The 16,883-nt window shown below is 68.2% G+C and carries 15 protein-coding genes; 11 read left to right on the top strand and 4 right to left on the bottom strand.

Annotated elements, in window-relative coordinates; all coding sequences use genetic code 11:
• Window positions 1-124: 124 nt before the first annotated feature.
• Both ACTQ49_RS08365 and ACTQ49_RS08360 read right to left on the bottom strand, forming a co-directional pair.
• On the bottom strand, window positions 125-553 hold the full coding sequence (locus tag ACTQ49_RS08365; protein WP_441827389.1) for a GNAT family N-acetyltransferase: 429 nt from the start codon (window positions 551-553) through the stop codon (window positions 125-127).
• A 149-nt stretch (window positions 554-702) separates the two neighbouring features.
• Window positions 703-1,245 (bottom strand): 2'-5' RNA ligase family protein, encoded by a 543-nt coding sequence (locus tag ACTQ49_RS08360; protein ID WP_441827388.1) that lies wholly within the window; start codon window positions 1,243-1,245, stop codon window positions 703-705.
• A 348-nt stretch (window positions 1,246-1,593) separates the two neighbouring features.
• On the opposite strand from ACTQ49_RS08360, the gene dnaK reads away from it, so the two are divergent.
• The 6 genes from dnaK (at window position 1,594) to ACTQ49_RS08330 (ending at window position 7,926) form a co-directional block, all read left to right on the top strand.
• Window positions 1,594-3,447 carry a molecular chaperone DnaK gene (gene dnaK, locus ACTQ49_RS08355; RefSeq protein WP_441827387.1) on the top strand — a complete coding sequence of 618 codons (1,854 nt, stop codon included), beginning with the start codon at window positions 1,594-1,596 and terminating at the stop codon, window positions 3,445-3,447.
• Between the two features lie 163 nt (window positions 3,448-3,610).
• Window positions 3,611-4,216 carry a nucleotide exchange factor GrpE gene (gene grpE, locus ACTQ49_RS08350; RefSeq protein ID WP_441827386.1) on the top strand — a complete coding sequence of 202 codons (606 nt, stop codon included), beginning with the start codon at window positions 3,611-3,613 and terminating at the stop codon, window positions 4,214-4,216.
• Window positions 4,217-4,238: 22 nt separating this feature from the next.
• On the top strand, window positions 4,239-5,411 hold the full coding sequence (dnaJ, locus tag ACTQ49_RS08345) for a molecular chaperone DnaJ (RefSeq protein WP_441827385.1): 1,173 nt from the start codon (window positions 4,239-4,241) through the stop codon (window positions 5,409-5,411).
• Entirely contained in the window at window positions 5,408-5,839 is a 432-nt protein-coding gene (locus ACTQ49_RS08340) for a heat shock protein transcriptional repressor HspR (RefSeq protein WP_441827384.1), read from the top strand. The genes dnaJ and ACTQ49_RS08340 overlap by 4 nt, the downstream gene beginning before the upstream one ends.
• Window positions 5,840-5,895: 56 nt before the next feature.
• The gene (locus tag ACTQ49_RS08335) at window positions 5,896-6,867 is read left to right on the top strand and encodes a carbohydrate kinase family protein (protein ID WP_441827383.1); all 972 of its coding nucleotides are present in this window, start codon (window positions 5,896-5,898) and stop codon (window positions 6,865-6,867) included.
• A gap of 60 nt (window positions 6,868-6,927) precedes the next feature.
• Complete coding sequence (locus ACTQ49_RS08330; protein WP_441827382.1) at window positions 6,928-7,926, top strand: LCP family protein; 999 nt, start codon at window positions 6,928-6,930, stop codon at window positions 7,924-7,926.
• 15 nt (window positions 7,927-7,941) lie between these two features.
• Here the strand turns inward: ACTQ49_RS08330 and ACTQ49_RS08325 are convergent, their stop codons facing one another.
• Together ACTQ49_RS08325 and ACTQ49_RS08320 are read right to left on the bottom strand one after the other, a co-directional pair.
• Window positions 7,942-9,510, bottom strand: a complete 1,569-nt coding sequence (locus tag ACTQ49_RS08325; RefSeq protein ID WP_441827381.1) for an aspartate:alanine exchanger family transporter — start codon at window positions 9,508-9,510, stop codon at window positions 7,942-7,944.
• Between the two features lie 50 nt (window positions 9,511-9,560).
• A complete protein-coding gene (locus tag ACTQ49_RS08320; protein WP_441827380.1) occupies window positions 9,561-10,514 on the bottom strand; it encodes an alpha/beta hydrolase fold domain-containing protein in 954 nt (317 codons plus the stop codon).
• A 274-nt stretch (window positions 10,515-10,788) separates the two neighbouring features.
• Here ACTQ49_RS08320 and nadE point away from each other — a divergent pair, with 274 nt between their 5' ends.
• The 5 genes from nadE to ACTQ49_RS08295 all read left to right on the top strand — a co-directional run bounded on the left by nadE (window position 10,789) and on the right by ACTQ49_RS08295 (window position 16,816).
• Window positions 10,789-11,610, top strand: a complete 822-nt coding sequence (gene nadE / locus ACTQ49_RS08315) for an ammonia-dependent NAD(+) synthetase (protein WP_441827379.1) — start codon at window positions 10,789-10,791, stop codon at window positions 11,608-11,610.
• 11 nt (window positions 11,611-11,621) lie between these two features.
• Window positions 11,622-12,758, top strand: coding sequence for a S1C family serine protease (locus ACTQ49_RS08310; protein ID WP_441827378.1), 1,137 nt, complete (start codon window positions 11,622-11,624; stop codon window positions 12,756-12,758).
• Window positions 12,759-12,973: 215 nt separating this feature from the next.
• Entirely contained in the window at window positions 12,974-15,556 is a 2,583-nt protein-coding gene (clpB, locus tag ACTQ49_RS08305; RefSeq protein WP_441827377.1) for an ATP-dependent chaperone ClpB, read from the top strand.
• A 19-nt stretch (window positions 15,557-15,575) separates the two neighbouring features.
• The gene (locus tag ACTQ49_RS08300; RefSeq protein ID WP_441827376.1) at window positions 15,576-15,983 is read left to right on the top strand and encodes a hypothetical protein; all 408 of its coding nucleotides are present in this window, start codon (window positions 15,576-15,578) and stop codon (window positions 15,981-15,983) included.
• A 29-nt stretch (window positions 15,984-16,012) separates the two neighbouring features.
• Window positions 16,013-16,816: a spermidine synthase gene (locus ACTQ49_RS08295; RefSeq protein ID WP_441827375.1), complete on the top strand. Its 804-nt coding sequence runs from the start codon at window positions 16,013-16,015 to the stop codon at window positions 16,814-16,816.
• Window positions 16,817-16,883 lie beyond the last annotated feature (67 nt).

Here is a 16,883-nt window from a genome sequence, read left to right as displayed (position 1 = left end):
AAATGAAAGTCACACCCAACGGTGGACAGCCGCAAACGGAGCGACCGCCCCAGACCACCTGAACCGAGCCTCGGCCAAGGCCCGACCTGAGGTCAATGGAACTAGTAGCCGCGGGTCGGAACTGCTATCCGTTGAAGCGCACAAAGGCTCGCCCCGGGATCGCGGTCCCGAGGTGGGTGAAGCCGAGCGACTCGTAGAAGGCCTTCTGACCCGGCTCCTCGTCGGTGATCAGGACGTGTTGTCGCACACCGGCGAAGGGGGCGAAGGCTTCGTTCACCAGTCGCTGACCAAGCCCTTGCCTGCGTGCATCAGGGTGGACCAGGACGTCCTGCAGGTAGCAGATGGTCGCGCCATCTCCGATGACCCTCGCCAGACCCACCAAGTGCCCCGCATCGTGCGCCAGGACTACGTGCAGGGAGCCTCGGATTCCGTTCAACAAGTCTTCGGGGTGGTCCGTGTAGGCAGTCCATCCCACGGAGCCGTAGAGGTCGATGATCGCTTGGACGTCCAGTTCACTCACCGGGGTCCAGACAGACAGCTTCGTTGGTGACATGCCAGTCAGGGTACGGGGCGGTCTTCCGACCGTGTTGGGAATTTCTGTAGGTTCCGGCGGATCTTGGCACTGAGCATCGCCGCTGACTAGGCGGGCCGTTGTCGAGGTGCCGGCTGGACCTATCACTGACGTGTCCAGAGCCGCGCCCGCTACGTGCCCAGCGGGAAGGTGTCGACGAGCTGCCATCCCGTTTGCCGTGTCGAGAGCGCGGGGCCCGACCACAGTTGGATGGCCGTTGCCTGGTGCGTGATGGGCAACAAGGGTGCCACGGAGTCCTCGATCTGCCGCAGGGTCTCCACCCCGCAGTCGTGACCGACCGTCAGGTGTGGCCGAATCCCGTCGAACACGCCTCCGTAGATTGGGTGCTCGGGGAAGGCGGCCTCCACGCGCCTGGTCAGTTCGATGATCGGCGCCGGGTCCTGCGGCTCGAGGAAGAGCACATCCTCACCGAACCAGCCCGTCGACCGCAGGTCCACCTGGAATGGTGCGGCTGCACGGAACAGGTCGCGTAGACGGGCGAGATCGTCCGGTGACATGACGTCGAAGGGCTTGAAGGGGTACGCCACCGTGATGTGGGCGGGGACGCCGACGCGCGCGGCAAGGTCGAACCGTGCCCGGTGCTCGTGCACCGCGGGTTCGGCCTCGGGAACGACCAGCAGCAGTGAGGACTCCTGGGGGAGTGCAGACGTCACGGCCCTGAGTGGATCGGGGCACGCCTGTGGTGTCAACCCCGGTGCATCGGATCGAGGCTCTCGGGCGCGGTGCTTGTGACAAGAAAACTGGAAAGTGACAAGTTCTGCCGGAACCTACACCCACAAGTCTCGAAAATGGTCGCCCACCTCGGGAACAACCCTGAAGAATCCATGGTTGAGTCGAGTGAACTCAACTTGCCCCTTGAGTCCAAGGCGCTCAGGTCCTAGGGTTGAGTTCGCAAGGCTCAAGGGGGTACTCCTCGGAGCCGGAACAACGAAGAGCTTCCCGGGCAGCTGCCCAGCAGCTCGTCCGCATCACATCTGTCAGCAACTTTTGGAGGAATCACCATGGCACGTGCAGTCGGTATCGACCTCGGCACCACCAACTCCGTCGTCGCCGTCCTCGAGGGTGGCGACCCCACGGTCATCCCGAACGCGGAAGGCGCCCGCACCACCCCGTCGGTGGTGGCCTTCTCGAAGACCGGTGAGGTCCTGGTTGGCGAGGTCGCCAAGCGCCAGGCCGTCACCAACGTCGACCGCACCATCCGCTCCGTCAAGCGCCACATGGGCACCGACTGGAGCATCAAGATCGACGACAAGGACTACAAGCCCCAGCAGATCAGCGCCTTCGTGCTGCAGAAGCTGAAGCGCGACGCCGAGGCCTACCTCGGTGAGCCCGTCACCAACGCGGTCATCACCGTCCCGGCCTACTTCTCCGACGCGGAGCGCCAGGCCACCAAGGAGGCCGGCGAGATCGCGGGCCTGACCGTCGACCGCATCATCAACGAGCCCACTGCCGCGGCCCTTGCCTACGGCATGGACAAGGACGAGCAGACCGTCCTGGTCTTCGACCTGGGTGGCGGCACCTTCGACGTCTCGCTGTTGGAGATCGCCGACGGCGTCTTCGAGGTGAAGGCCACCAAGGGTGACAACCGTCTGGGTGGCGACGACTGGGACCAGCGCGTCGTCGACTGGCTGGTCACGCAGTTCAAGAACAAGAACGGCATTGACCTGAGCCAGGACAAGATGGCCAAGCAGCGCCTGCAGGAGGCGGCTGAGCGCGCCAAGATCGAGCTGTCCTCCTCGCAGGAGACCAGCATCAACCTGCCGTACATCACGGCCGGTGCCGAGGGCCCGCTGCACCTGGACGAGAAGCTCACCCGCTCCGAGTTCCAGCGCATGACCCAGGACCTGCTGGACCGCTGCAAGGTGCCCTTCAACGCCGTGATCAAGGACGCCAACACCTCGGTCGACAAGATCGACCAGGTCATCCTGGTCGGCGGCTCCACCCGCATGCCCGCCGTCGCCGAGCTCGTCAAGGAGCTGGCCAGCAAGGAGCCCAACAAGGGCGTGAACCCCGACGAGGTCGTGGCCTTGGGCGCCTCCCTGCAGGCCGGTGTGCTGAAGGGCGAGGTGAAGGACGTGCTGCTGCTCGACGTCACCCCGCTGAGCCTCGGCATCGAGACCAAGGGTGGCGTGATGACCAAGATCATCGAGCGCAACACCACCATCCCCACCAAGCGCTCCGAGGTCTTCACCACCGCAGAGGACAACCAGCCGTCGGTGATGATCCAGGTCTACCAGGGTGAGCGCGAGTTCGCCCGCGACAACAAGTCGCTCGGCAACTTCGAGCTGACCGGCCTGATGCCCGCCCCGCGTGGCGTGCCGCAGGTTGAGGTGGCCTTCGACATCGACGCCAACGGCATCGTCCACGTGCACGCCAAGGACATGGCCACCGGCAAGGAGCAGAGCATGACCGTCACCGGCGGCTCCGCCCTGGGCAAGGAGGACATCGAGCGCATGATGAAGGACGCCGAGGCGCACGCCGAGGAGGACAAGAAGCGTCGCGAGGCCGTCGAGATGCGCAACGAGGCCGACGCGCTGGCCTTCCGCACCGAGAAGCTGCTGGCCGACAATGCCGAGAACATCGGCGACGACGTGAAGGCTCCCGTGCAGGAGGCCCTCGACAAGTTGAAGGAGACCCTCAAGGGCACCGACAACGACGACGAGGTGAAGGCCGCCATGGAGGACCTGAACACCAAGGCCTCGGCCATGGGTCAGGCCATGTACGCCCAGGCCCAGGCGCAGCAGGCCCAGGAGGCTCCTGCCGAGGGTGCCGCTGAGGGCGAGACTGCTCAGGAGTCGGGTGATGACGACGTCGTGGACGCCGAGATCGTCGACGAGGAGAAGAAGGACAACTGAGCGCAGGCAGGCCTCCCGGCTTGACCGGGAAGCGATCCTGACGCTCCGGTGGGCCCGGGGTGTGAACCATCCCGGGCCCTTCCGAAGCACCACGATCACAACCGGGTCCTGACCAGGATCCGCAGCAGATGGCACAAATCCGGCTAGCAGACACGAGGAGATCATGAGCGAGAACCAGCCGCAGGACCCCAACAACCCCGAGGAGCAGCCGCCGGTCTCGGAGGAGCTCAGTGAGCAGACCCGCCAGGAGATCGACGAGGCGCTCGCCGGGGCTGGCGGCGCCGAGGGTGCCGCCGAGTCGCTGGACGGCGAGGTGCAGGGCCGGGAGGCGGAGCTGGAGGAGCTGCTCGCCGAGCGCACTCTGGACCTGCAGCGCCTCCAGGCCGAGTACGTCAACTACAAGCGCCGCGTGGACCGCGATCGCCAGGTGTCGAAGCAGGCCGGAGTGGAGAGCATCGTGCGCGAGCTGATGCCGGTGCTGGACAGCATCCACATGGCCGACGAGCACGGTGAGCTCACCGGTGGATTCAAGATGGTCTCCGACGAGCTCGCCAAGCTGGCCGAGCGTCACGGTCTGGTGGCCTTCGGCGCGGTGGGGGAGGACTTCGACCCCAACCTGCACGAGGCCCTGATGCAGGTGCAGCTGCCCGGTGCCACCACCACCTGCATCTCACAGGTGATGCAGCGTGGATACATGATGAATGAGCGGGTTCTTCGCCCTGCACGTGTGGCCGTGAGTGATCCGGACCCCGCAGCGGGCCAGGCCTGACAGAACGAGAGGAGGAGACGCCATGAGCATGAAGGACTGGGCGGACAAGGACTACTACAAGACGCTGGGCGTCTCCAAGGACGCCAAGCCAGAAGAGATCAAGAAGGCCTTCCGCAAGCTGGCCCGGGAGAACCACCCTGACCAGCACCCCGGGGACGCGGCCGCCGAGAAGCGCTTCAAGGAGGTCAGCGAGGCCAACTCGGTCCTGTCCGACCCCAAGAAGCGCAAGGAGTACGACGAGGCACGCAGCCTCTTCGGTGGCGGTGGTTTCCGCTTCCCGCGCGGTGGCGGCCAGCCCGGCGCAACCCAGGGCGGTGTCAACGTCGAGGACCTGTTCCGCAATGCGCAGGCCGGTGGCGGCTTCGGAGACCTCTTCGGGGACCTGTTCACGCAGGCCTCCGGCGCAGGACCCCGTCGCAGCTCGGCGCGCGGCGCCCGTCGGGGAGCCGACGTGGAGGGCGAGGTCACGATCAGCTTCAATGACGCCGTCGACGGCACCACGGTGGGCGTGCAGATGGTCTCCGACGCCGCCTGCGCCGCCTGCCGCGGCACCGGCGCGAAGGCCGGCACGGTGCCCGAGGTCTGCCTGACCTGCCAGGGCTCCGGCGTCCAGACCTCCACCAGCGGCGGCGTCTTCGGCGTCAGCGAGACCTGTCACGACTGCAAGGGGCGTGGCCTGGTGGTCAAGGACCCGTGCGAGGTCTGCAATGGGTCCGGCCGCGCCAAGTCACAGCGCACCATGCAGGTCCGCATTCCCGCCGGTGTCACCGATGGCCAGCGAATCCGGATCAAGGGCAAGGGTTCCCCGGGCGAGAATGGAGGTCCGGCCGGTGACCTCTACGTCCTGGTGCACGTGCGGCCCCACAAGGTCTTCGGCCGCAAGGATGACCATGTGACCGTCACCGTTCCGGTCTCCTTCGACGAGGCTGCGCTCGGTGGCGAGATCGAGGTGCCGACATTGAAGGGCGGCCGGGTGAAGCTGCGCATCCCGGCCGGGACCCCGAATGGCCGCACCTTCCGGGTGCGGGGCAAGGGCGTGCACCGCAAGGACGGCACCACCGGTGACCAGCTGGTGACCGTGGAGGTCCAGGTGCCGGCGACGCTCGACGACGCGACGCGTTCTGCGCTGGAAGCCTTCCGGGCGGCGCAGGGTGCAGCGGACCCGCGGGCTGAGCTCTTCCGGGATGCGTCATGACCAAGAACTACCCGCAGGTGGTTGACCGCGATGCGCCGATCTTCACGATCAGCGTCGCGGCCAACCTGGCGGGCATGCACCCGCAGACCCTGCGACAGTACGACCGGCTGGGCCTGGTGGTGCCGCACCGTACCCGTGGCCGCGGGCGCCGGTACACGCCGCGCGATGTGGCCCGCCTGCGTCTGGTCCAGCACCTGAGCCAGGGCGAGGGAATCAACCTCTCCGGGATCCAGCGGATCCTGGAGATGGAGGCGGAACTGGAGCGGCTGCGAGAACACGTCGGGCAGCTGGAGGCGAGCCTCGACGAGCTGCGGGTGGCACGCGCTGCGGAGCAGCACGGCGCGCGGGTCTTCACCGCCAATGCCTCCGGCGCGGTGCACCTGGGCCGTCACGTCCCGCGACGCCAACTGGCGCTGCCGGCTCGCTGATCGTTCACAGTTGGCCCGCTGATTGACCGGTGCTGGCCTGATGGCAGGATCGAGCCATGGAGAGCACCCAGAATCCCAGCCCGCGCACCCTCTGTGTGGGGGAGGCCCTCGTCGACGTCGTGATGCGCGACGGCGTGACAACCGGTGAGCACGTGGGCGGGAGTCCGCTCAATGTCGCCTGCGTGATGGCCCAGCTCGGGCACGACGCCACGATCGGCGCATGGTGGGGCGATGACGAGCGGGGTGCCGCCATCGAGGCCCACGCCGCGGCACACCACGTCGCCGTGCAACCGGGAAGCAATCGGGCGGACAAGACGTCGGTGGCCTACGCCCACCTGGATGCGCAGGGGCGAGCCGACTACGAGTTCGACCTGGAATGGGCGCTGCCGGACATGTCCGACGTGGCCAGCTACTCACACCTGCACACCGGGTCCATTGCTGCCACCCTCGAGCCAGGCGGCAGTCAGGTCGTGGCGGCCGTCCGAGCCGTGCGTGGCCAGGGAACGGTCAGCTATGACCCCAACATCCGGCCCGCGCTGATGGGGGAGCCCGCCACGGTGGTGCGGCGGATCGAGGAGCTGGTCGCCCTGTCCGATGTGGTCAAGGCTTCCGACGAGGACCTGGCCTGGCTCTACCCCGGCACGGCTGTGGAGGACATCCTGCTGCGCTGGTCGACGCTCGGCCCGGCGCTGGTGGTGGTCACCCGCGGTCCGCAGGGCGCCTGGGCCCGGTTGGCCGGCAATCGCGACGTCCTGCAGGTTGCCCCGCTGACCGTCGAACTCGTCGACACCGTGGGGGCAGGGGATTCCTTCATGGGCGGCCTGCTGTCCGGCCTGCTCGATGCGGGTCTGCTTGGCTCGCGTGAGGCTGCCGAGCGACTGGCCGGCGCCGGGTGGGGCCAGGTGCAGCCTGCCCTGCACCGCGCCGTGACCACGTCGGGTCTGACCGTGAGCCGGGCCGGAGCCCACGCCCCCACCCGGGACGAGGTGCAGACGGTGATGGCCGCGGATCCCGGCTTGGCCGGCTGACCTGCCAGACACGCTCCCCAGATTCATGTCTGTCGTGCCTCATGGTGATTGCATGTCCCTGTGATCACCAGACGACGTCTCCTGCTCGGGTCTGCTCTCTCCTCCCTGCTGCCCCTCGTCGGGTGCGGGAAGGATGGTGCGTCCAGCCCCTCCCCGGCCGCGACGGGCCCGTCGACGGGAACAGCTCCCGGCACGCCATCGGCTGCCTCGGGGGGTAGCGCGTCGCCCAGTGAGCCGGCGGACCCGCTGCCCCAGGGACCCTTCAACGTCATCCTGTTCGGCACCGATTCGCGCGACAAGAACTCCCTGCAGGGCAATGCCGACGCGATCGTGGTGGCCCAGCTCTCGGCTGATCGTCAACGGCTGGCTCTCGTCTCGATCGCCCGCGACTCGTACGTGCCGATCAAGGGTGGCAAGGGCAAGATCAACTCTGCCTTCGCCATGGGTGGCACACCGCTGCTGCAGAGCACGATCGCCAACCTGCTGGGCATCCCGATCCATGCGTGTGTCCAGTCGAACTTCACCGGCTTCATTGCCCTGACCCGGTGGCTGGGCGGCATCACGGTGCAGAACAGGCACGCGTCGAAGCCGCGGGTGAACTCCACCGGCCGGGTGCTGGACTTCCACACCGGCCAGCTGGAACTGGAGAACACCGACGCGCTGATCTATGCCCGTGAGCGCAAGACCCTGCCGCTGGGTGATCTTGACCGAGCCGAGCGGCACCGGGCCCTGGTGGTCGGCATCCTGAAGGTGCTGCAGCCGCTGGCCGCGAGCAAGCCCGATGCCTTCGCCACCATGATCGGCAAGGTGGCCAAGGGTCTCAAGATCACCGGATTCGACGCCGGGAAGGTCGCTGCGCTGGCAACGCCCCTAGGGATGCTCGACCTGGGGAAGGTGCACTCCCTGATGGTGCCCATCGCCCGCTTTGACACGGTGGGTGGGGCCTCGGTGAACATCGTCGACGAGACTCGCACGAAGGAGCTGGGCCAGGCCTTGGCGACGGGAGACCTGGCGGCCTACGTCTCCCGTCGCGGCGAGGGTTATGCGCCGGGCCAGTGAGCTCCCTGCGAGCCCTCAGCGGGCGATCACCTGGACCAGGAGGATCTTGACGATCGTCCCCAGGGCGAACAGCGCCCCGTAGGCGCTCTCGATCCGCTCGTCGTTCACGCGGGAGTTCGCGAACTCCAGGATTGCCGGCTGCCCGACGAAACCAGCGAAGGCCCCTGCCGTGCGCTGGGCCGACAGACCCAGCAGTCGACCGCCGGCCAGCATGATGGCTGCGCCCACCACCAGGCTCGTGCCCGAGAGCAGGACCAGCGCCAGTCCCGTCCAGGTGAAGGCCTGGGACAGGAAGGCCGGGCCCGAGGCCAGCCCGACGGCAGCCAGGAAGATCATCAGGCCCAGTTGGCGCAGCGTCGCATTGACCGGCCCGGGGAGGTCCCAGCGAAAGGGGCCGGTGCGGTGCAGGGCGCCCAGGGCCATGCCCACCACCAAGGGGCCGGCCGCGGCGCCGAGGGCGAAGGTCACCCCGCCGGGAAGCGGCACCGAGACCACCCCGGCCAGCAGGCCGATGCTGATGCCCAGCCCCATGGTCAGGGCGTCCACCTGGCTCACCCGTCGTTCGGAGTCGCCGAAGAAGTCCACGGCCTCGGCGATCTGGTTGGTGGGAACCACCGCCAGCACCCGGTCGCCGGGCTGCAACACCAAGTCGTCGCGGGCCAACATGTCCAGGTCCCCGCGGCGCACCCGCGTGATGACGCCGTGCAGGTGCGCCTGGACACTGAGTTCGCCCACGGTGCGTCCCACCACGTGCGGTGAGCTGACCAGGAAGCGTCGGAAGTCCACGTCGCGCCGTTGATGGGTGAGGTCTCCCAGTTCGCTGCGGTGCCCCAGATAGTGCGTGGCGCGCTCCACGTCGTCCGGCATGCCGATCACGAGGACGCGGTCATCGGCCAGCAGACGTCCACCGGGCCGGGCGATCCGGATGTCGCCGTCGCGCTCCAGATAGCTGAACTTGACCGCCTGGTGGGAGTGGCCGGGGACCGAGGCCAGATCCGCGTCCCGCTTGACGTGCACGGTGTGGGCCACGATCCCGGCCTCCGCCAGGGATCGGTTGTCCCGTGGGCCGGGCCAACTGCGTCCCACGACGAGTGCGACGACGAGCATGCCGACGACCACACCCGTCGGATAGGCCATGGCGTAGCCGACGAGGGTGTCTCCGGAGCCATCGGTGGCGGTGATGGCGGCATCGATGGCCGGGGAGGTGAGCACTCCGGCATAGGCGCCGGAGACATGCGCGGGAGAGAGCCCCAGCAGCGGACCCAAGCCGATTCCGGCGAGGGCCATCACCACCAGCCCGACGACACCGGTGAGCATCAGGCTCCACTGGCGGCGCAGGTCGGACAAGAAGGTGGACCCCGCGGCCAGGCCCACCGTGTAGCAGAAGAGCACCACTCCCAAGCTCTTCACCAGACCCAGCTCGAGCCCCAGCCGGGGGTCGAGGGCGCCGAAGACCAGCCCCATGAAGAGGGCCCCGGCGGCTCCAAAGCGCAGGGGGCCAAACCGGATCTGCCCCAGCAGGGCACCGGCCGAGAGCACGACCATCAGGGTCAGGAGGGGATGGCTGGCGAGGAAGTCGAACATGGAACTCCGAGGGTGGGCAACGCAGCCATTGTCCCCCCTTGCGGGCAGCCTCAGCCCACGTGCCGCTGGAGGGCCTCCGCCATCCGTCGTCGGAACTCCGTCATCAGCGGCCCGCGCTTGCCCGGCAGCGTGTCGGCGCCGTGGTACATGCCCGGCACCACCAACACGTCGCAGGTCACCCCGGCGGCCTTCAGCCGTGAGGCGTAGGCCAGGTCCTCGTCGAGGAAGAGGTCCAGGTCACCCACGCCGATCCAGGCAGGTGGCAGTCCGCGCACATCGTGGCAGCGAGCGGCGACGGCCCATGGCCGGGTCTCCTCCTGCCCGACGGGATGGCCCAGGTAGGCCTCCCAGGCCTGCACATTCTGCTCCGGTGTCCATCCGAAACGGCCCCGGTGGGGGTGGCGACTCGTTGTGGTGTGGTCGTCCAGCATCGGGTAGACCAGCAGCTGGAAGACCACGGGGACCAGTCCGTCGCGTGCGCGCTGGGCCAGTTCGGCTGCCAGTCCGCCGCCCGCGCTGGCGCCGCCGACGGCGATCCGGTCGCCCTCCAGGTCGAGGTCCTCGGCATGCTCGTGGAGCCAGTTGAGGGCCGCCCAGGCGTCGTCGAGGGCGGCGGGGTAGGGGTGCTGCGGCGCCAACCGGTAGTCCACACTGGCCACCAGGGACCCTGACCGTGCGGCCAGCTCGCTGCACACCTGGTGGTCACCGCTGGCCGATCCGCCAGTCCGTCCGCCGCCGTGCAGCCAGAGCAGCGCCCCGCGACCCGTGTGGTGCTGGGGGCGGTACAGGTGGATCTCCAGCGGGCCGCCCGGCCCCTCGATCCGGGCCAGCTGGTGGCGCACTCCGGGCTCGACCCGCCCGCTGGTGTCCTGGGAGGCGACGCGTGCCAGCAAGTCGCTGGCCGCGGCCGGCCAGAGCGGGCCGCGAAGCCCCCGGCGCAGCTCGGGATCCACCGCCGCCCGGGACTCACGATCTCCGAGCAGCTGCTCCAGCGGGTTCTTCATCGGCTCTCCTGCCAGGACGTGGTGGTGTGCTGCGGTCTTGATGTGCCGTCGGGGGACGGCGGACAGCCATGGGGGCGGGGCCTGCCGCCCCGGGTTCACGGGTGGCCAGTCCAGTCTGCCAACTTGGCGACGATCGTGCTCGTCGCCGGCCGGCGATGGGACGCACGATCCGCAATCCTGCAGCTTTGTGACGGCGCGCGCCAGTCCCCAGTACAGGTGACGCCCCCGGCGAACGCGCCGTGAATGTGTCAGGGGGCCACCGTAGTCTTGGGGCATGCGTGAACTGCAGAAGGTGATCATCCAGGAGATGGGCGTCAAGTCCACGATCGATCCCGCCGAGGAAGTGGAGCGACGCGTCCAGTTCCTCTGTGACTACGTCAAGGCGACGCACACCAAGGGCTTCGTCCTGGGCATCTCGGGTGGTCTCGACTCGACATTGGCCGGTCGTCTGGCGCAGCTGTCTGTGGACCGCCTGCGCTCCGAGGGCGTCGAGGCCGATTTCGTCGCCGTCCGTCTGCCCCATGGTGTGCAGGCCGACGAGGCTGACGCCGCCGAGGCGATGCGCTGGGTGAATGCCAGCACCGAGGTGACCATCAACATCAAGGCCGCCACCGATGGCATGGAGGAGGCCTTCGAGGCGGGCACCGGCCTGCAGATAGGTGATTTCAACAAGGGCAATGTCAAGGCCCGGATGCGCATGGTGGCCCAGTACGCCATTGCCGGTGAGCGCAACCTGCTGGTGATCGGAACCGACCACGGCGCCGAATCGGTGGTGGGTTTCTTCACGAAGTTCGGCGACGGTGGCGCCGACATCCTGCCCCTGTTCACACTGGACAAGGGACAGAACCGTCAGCTGCTGCAGTACCTGGGCGCTCCCGAGCAGCTCTGGGCCAAGGTGCCCACCGCCGACCTGTTGGACGGCAAGCCCCTTCGCAGCGACGAGGACGAGCTGGGCATCAGCTATGAGGACATCGACACCTACCTGCAGGGCGGGGAGGTTCCCGACGAGGTGGCAGGGCGGATCGAGCAGAAGTGGCTGCGCAGCCGTCACAAGCGCACCACTCCGGTGACCATCGCAGACACCTGGTGGCGATGATGGGTCGGAGCATGGAGATTGGTGCGCCTCGGCTGGCTGCAGGGGCGATCGCGCTGGCCCTGGTGCTGGGGGGATGCAGCGCTCCGAGCGATCCCGAGCCGAACTCGCCCGCCGGTCTGCAGAGCGGATCTGCCGCCGCGCCGTCCGGATCTGCCGCCGCGCAAGGGCAGGACCAGTCCGGTGCCGGCCAGACGAGGTCGGGGCAGGCCGGCCAGCCGCACTGGGCCGACGTCGCGGCCAAGGTCTCGCCCAGCGTGGTGGCCATCTCCGTACAGGGTGGCGGGGGAGCCTCCTCGGGCTCGGGTGTGGTGTTGGACTCCCAGGGATTGGTGGTCACCAACCACCACGTCATCGCTTCGGCTGCCCGCGGGGGCCAGATCCTGGTCACCCTGGCCGACGAGCGTGTGGTTGATGCCACGGTGGTTGGCTCCGACTCGGCCAGTGATCTGGCGGTCCTGCGCATGGCCAGGCCCCCGTCGGGTCTGCAGCCGATCACGATGGGCAGCTCTGATGACCTGGTGGTGGGGGACCCGGTGATGGCCATCGGCAATCCGTTGGGGCTGGCCGGCACGGTCACCACCGGCATCGTCAGTGCCCTCAACCGGCCGGTGACCGCAGGTGACCAGTCGGGGCAGCTGGGCGGACAGGAGCCGGTGGTCACCAATGCGATCCAGACCAGTGCGCCGGTGAATCCGGGCAACTCGGGAGGTGCGCTGGTGGACGGCGAGGGACGCTTGGTGGGCATCAACTCTTCGATCGCCACCCTGGGACAGGGCTCGGGCAACATCGGCATCAGCTTTGCCATCACGGTGAAGCAGATGCGTTCCGTGGTGGACCAGATCGTCCAGACCGGATCGGCCAAGCACTCGTATCTGGGTGCCGGGGTCACTGACGCCATCGTGAAGGTGGGCGAGGAACGGCGCTGGGCCGCTGGCATCGTGCGCGTCGAGCCGGGCAGCGCGGCCGCCACGGCGCAGCTGCGGGCCAGGGACGGTGTGCTGGCCATCGACGGGGAGCCCGTCGACTCCGCCCTGGCGCTGATCGCCCAGATCCGCGAACGCCCGGTTGGAGAGAAGGTGGAGCTCACCGTGGCCCGGGAGGGCAAGGAGCAGAAGGTGCAGGTGACGCTCACCGCGCGGCCGAGCTGACCGGGCGTACTGCGTCCGTTCTGGCGATGTCCTGGAACTCCCCGTCAGCTGAGGCTGGCGGGGCGTTCGTCATTCCGTCCGGAATAGATGCTCTTCTCTCGGGGTTGAGTCAGGTGTACTCAACTTTGATTGAACTGATCGCAGGATCGGGTCATACTTGAGCCAAAGGCGCTCAACCCGAGACGGATCACGCCCGAACCCATGGAGAAGGACGCATGAACACCGAGAAGCTCACCACCATGAGCCGGGACGCGGTCTCGGCTGCCATTCGACACGCAATTGCCAAGGGCAACCCCAATGTGGAGCCGGTGCACCTCCTACATGCACTGCTGATGGTGCCGGAGAACACCGTCGCCCCCCTGCTGCAGGCCATCGGTGCCGACCCCCAGCAGGTGGATGCTGCCGCGCAGCAGGCCATCGGCAAGCTGCCCAGCACCCAGGGCAGCTCCGTGGCCCAGCCGCAGCTCTCGGGTGCCATCGCCCGGGTACTGGCCGAGGCCGAACTGCGCGCCGACGAACTGGGGGACTCCTATGTCTCCACCGAGCATCTGCTGCTCGGGCTAGCGTCGGTGACCTCCGACGCGCAGCAGATCCTCACCGGTCAAGGCGCCTCCGCCGAGGCCATCGCGGAGGCCTTTGCAGCCAGCCGCGGTGACCGTCGCGTCACCAGCCCGGAGGCCGAGGGCGGCGAGTCTGCCCTGGCCAAGTACTCCGTCGACCTCACCGAGAGTGCCCGCGACGGCAAGCTCGATCCGGTGATTGGCCGTGACCAGGAGATCCGCCGGGTCGTCCAGGTGCTGGCCCGACGCACCAAGAACAACCCGGTCCTGATCGGCGAGCCCGGCGTCGGCAAGACCGCCGTCGTCGAAGGTCTGGCCCAGCGCGTCGTCGCCGGCGACGTGCCCGACTCCCTGAAGGGCCGTCGGGTGGTCAGCCTGGACCTGTCGAGCATGGTCGCGGGCGCCAAGTACCGCGGCGAGTTCGAGGAGCGACTCAAGGCCGTCCTGAAGGAGATCAAGGAGGCCGAGGGTCAGATCGTGACCTTCATCGACGAGCTGCACACCGTCGTCGGTGCCGGCGCCGGTGGTGAGGGCGCGATGGACGCGGGCAACATGCTCAAGCCCATGCTGGCCCGCGGCGAGCTGCGCATGATCGGTGCCACCACGCTCGACGAGTACCGCGAGCACATCGAGAAGGATCCCGCCCTGGAGCGCCGCTTCCAGCAGGTCTACGTCGGGGAGCCCACGGTGGAGGACACCATCGCGATCCTCCGCGGCCTGCGCGAACGCTACGAGGCCCACCACAAGGTGCGGATCACCGACGGTGCCCTGGTGGCCGCAGCCAGCCTGTCCAATCGCTACATCACCAACCGTCAGCTGCCGGACAAGGCCATCGACCTGATCGACGAGGCCGCCAGCCGCCTGCGGATGGAGATCGACTCCAGTCCGGAGGAGATCGACGTGCTGCGTCGGCAGGTGGACCGGATGAAGATGGAGCAGTTCGCCGTCGAGAAGGAATCCGATGCGGCCTCGAAGGCTCGTCTGGAGCGTCTGGAGCAGGAACTGGCCGATGCCGAGGAGGAGCTGCGTGCCCTGGAGGCGCGATGGGAATCGGAGAAGGCAGGGCTGAACCGGGTCGGCGATCTGAAGACCGAGATCGACAAGCTGCGTGGCGAGGCCGAGCGTTTCCAGCGTGAGGGTGACCTGGCCAAGGCTGCCGAGATCCAGTACGGGCAGATCCCTGCCCTGGAGAAGGAACTGGAGCTGGCCAGCCAGGCCGAGGCCGAGCAGCAGAAGACGTCGATGGTCTCCGAGGAGGTGGCCAGCTCCGACATTGCAGAGGTGGTCAGCGCCTGGACCGGCATCCCCGTCGGCAAGATGCTGCAGGGGGAGAGCGAGAAGCTGCTCAACATGGAGGACCACATCGGTGAACGGCTGATCGGCCAGAAGCAGGCCGTCAAGGCCGTGGCCGACGCGGTGCGCCGGAGCCGGGCCGGGATCAGCGATCCCAACCGCCCCACCGGCAGCTTCCTCTTCCTGGGCCCGACGGGTGTCGGCAAGACCGAGTTGGCCAAGTCCCTGGCGGACTTCCTGTTCGACGACGAGACGGCGATGATCCGCATCGACATGAGCGAGTACTCGGAGAAGCACTCGGTCAGTCGCCTGGTGGGTGCCCCTCCCGGCTACGTCGGCTACGAGGAGGGCGGCCAGCTCACCGAGGCCGTGCGGCGCCGCCCCTACAGCGTCGTGCTGCTCGACGAGGTGGAGAAGGCCCATCCGGACCTGTTCAACATCCTGCTGCAGGTGCTGGACGACGGTCGCCTGACCGACGGCCAGGGCCGCACGGTGGACTTCCGCAACACCATCCTGATCCTCACCTCCAACCTGGGCAGCCAGTTCCTGGCCGACCAGAACCTGGAGAAGGAGGCGAAGCGGGAGGCCGTGATGGGCGTGGTCCGCGGCGCCTTCCGCCCGGAATTCCTGAACCGGTTGGACGAGATCGTGATGTTCGACCCGCTGACCCAGGAGGACCTGACGCACATCGTCGAGACCAACCTGGCCAAGATCAACAACCGGCTCGCCGAGCGTCGGATCATGATCAAGGTCACCGACGAGGGCAAGGCATGGCTTGCCCGCACTGGTTTCGACCCGGTCTACGGGGCCCGTCCGCTGCGTCGGCTGGTCCAGTCCACCGTCGAGGACCAGATGGCCCGCCGGCTGCTGGCCGGCGAGATCACCGACGGTGCCGAGGTCACCTTCGACGTCGACCCCTCGGGTGAGGGGCTGCACATCGTCTGATCGCAGTTACTATGACTGCATGCAGACTTTGGGAAGTGCGCCGCGTCGCCGCACCCTGATCGCTTCCGGCCTCGCCGTCGCCCTGCTGGGCGGCGGCGTGGCCGCGAGCCAGTTCCTCGCCGCGGATGCCGCTGACCCTGTGGCTCCGGCAGCCACCAGCGCGCCGTCTCGCGTCCTGCCCACCGTGGGTTCCTCGTCTCCGGGTGCGGAAGAGAGCGTTCTGGAGCTTCCGACGCCCACGCCGAGTGCGACGCCCACTCCGACCCCTGGCTTCTACTGCAAGGTGACCGACGACCAGATCCGGGAGCTCCACCCGTCGGCCGAGCCGCGGGACCGGGACGGTTCGCGCTTCTGGTACGAGAACGACCAGCTGATCGGCGTCACCCACGAGGGTGTCGGCCGGGTGGATCCCTGCACGGTCAGCTGAGCCTGTCGCCGGGGGCATAGGCTGGCCCGATGAGCGAGCGCGTCCTGCCCGATCCGCACAGCCCCGGGGCCTGGGTGGTCCGGGTGGGCGGGGCAGACCAGTCCTGGGTCGATCCCGCAGATCCCACGCGGCTGGAGTTCGACTACATGCAGCGCCTGGCTGACCTGGTGGACAATCACGCGGCCGTCGGTGAGCGGCTTCGGGTGATCCACGTCGGTGGGGCGGCCATGACGCTCGCCCGCTATGTGGCGCACACTCGGCCGACCAGTCCGCAGATCGTGCTGGAGCCCGACGCGGCGCTCACCGAGGAGGTTCGCACGAAGGCGCCCCTGCCGCGCAACAGCGGCATCAAGGTGCGACCGCTGGACGGCGCCACCGGGGTCAGTGCGATGCGTGATGACTTCGCCGACGTCATCATCGTGGACGCCTTCGCCGGGGCACGGGTGCCTGGCGAGCTGGTCGGGCTGGACTTCCTGGCCCAGTGCCGGCGGGTGTTGCACGCCGACGGACTGCTCCTGCTCAACGTGACCGACACCCACCCCTTCGGCTGGACCCGGCGGGTGCTTGCGGGGCTGCAGACCTACTTCCCGTACCGCCTGCTGGGTGCCGAGAGCGCCACTCTCAAGGGGCGACGCTTCGGGAACGTGGTGATTGCCGCCAGCCCGGTGTCCCTGCCCCTGGACCGCCTGGAGCGAACCGCCGCCGGCGCCGTCTTCCCCTATCGCCTGGTGCATGGGGCGCACCTGGACCGGCTGGTGGGCGGGGCACAGCCCTTCCATGGAGTGGGGGAGGATTCGCCCGGGCCGCCCGCGGGGCGGCACTTCTTCGAGTGACATTTCTCGCCGCAAACAGGCGATGGATTGCGCCCACTGTCGTGCGGGCTGTTGGCCTCCACCCTCA

Origin of the sequence: Luteococcus sp. Sow4_B9 (assembly GCF_052116585.1) — a bacterium.
Lineage (GTDB): Bacteria > Actinomycetota > Actinomycetes > Propionibacteriales > Propionibacteriaceae > Luteococcus.
Note: the sequence above shows the minus strand (reverse complement) of the source record. Positions and strands in the feature narration are given on the sequence as shown.

Coding starts and splice junctions, on each gene's coding strand:
- ACTQ49_RS08320 (WP_441827380.1), bottom strand. CDS start 10,514: ATGAAGAACCCGCTGGAGCAGCTGCTCGGAGATCGTGAGTCCCGGGCG.
- ACTQ49_RS08340 (WP_441827384.1), top strand. CDS start 5,408: ATGACCAAGAACTACCCGCAGGTGGTTGACCGCGATGCGCCGATCTTC.
- nadE (WP_441827379.1), top strand. CDS start 10,789: ATGCGTGAACTGCAGAAGGTGATCATCCAGGAGATGGGCGTCAAGTCC.
- ACTQ49_RS08295 (WP_441827375.1), top strand. CDS start 16,013: ATGAGCGAGCGCGTCCTGCCCGATCCGCACAGCCCCGGGGCCTGGGTG.
- ACTQ49_RS08325 (WP_441827381.1), bottom strand. CDS start 9,510: ATGTTCGACTTCCTCGCCAGCCATCCCCTCCTGACCCTGATGGTCGTG.
- ACTQ49_RS08310 (WP_441827378.1), top strand. CDS start 11,622: ATGGAGATTGGTGCGCCTCGGCTGGCTGCAGGGGCGATCGCGCTGGCC.
- ACTQ49_RS08335 (WP_441827383.1), top strand. CDS start 5,896: ATGGAGAGCACCCAGAATCCCAGCCCGCGCACCCTCTGTGTGGGGGAG.
- dnaJ (WP_441827385.1), top strand. CDS start 4,239: ATGAGCATGAAGGACTGGGCGGACAAGGACTACTACAAGACGCTGGGC.
- clpB (WP_441827377.1), top strand. CDS start 12,974: ATGAACACCGAGAAGCTCACCACCATGAGCCGGGACGCGGTCTCGGCT.
- ACTQ49_RS08300 (WP_441827376.1), top strand. CDS start 15,576: ATGCAGACTTTGGGAAGTGCGCCGCGTCGCCGCACCCTGATCGCTTCC.
- grpE (WP_441827386.1), top strand. CDS start 3,611: ATGAGCGAGAACCAGCCGCAGGACCCCAACAACCCCGAGGAGCAGCCG.
- dnaK (WP_441827387.1), top strand. CDS start 1,594: ATGGCACGTGCAGTCGGTATCGACCTCGGCACCACCAACTCCGTCGTC.
- ACTQ49_RS08365 (WP_441827389.1), bottom strand. CDS start 553: ATGTCACCAACGAAGCTGTCTGTCTGGACCCCGGTGAGTGAACTGGAC.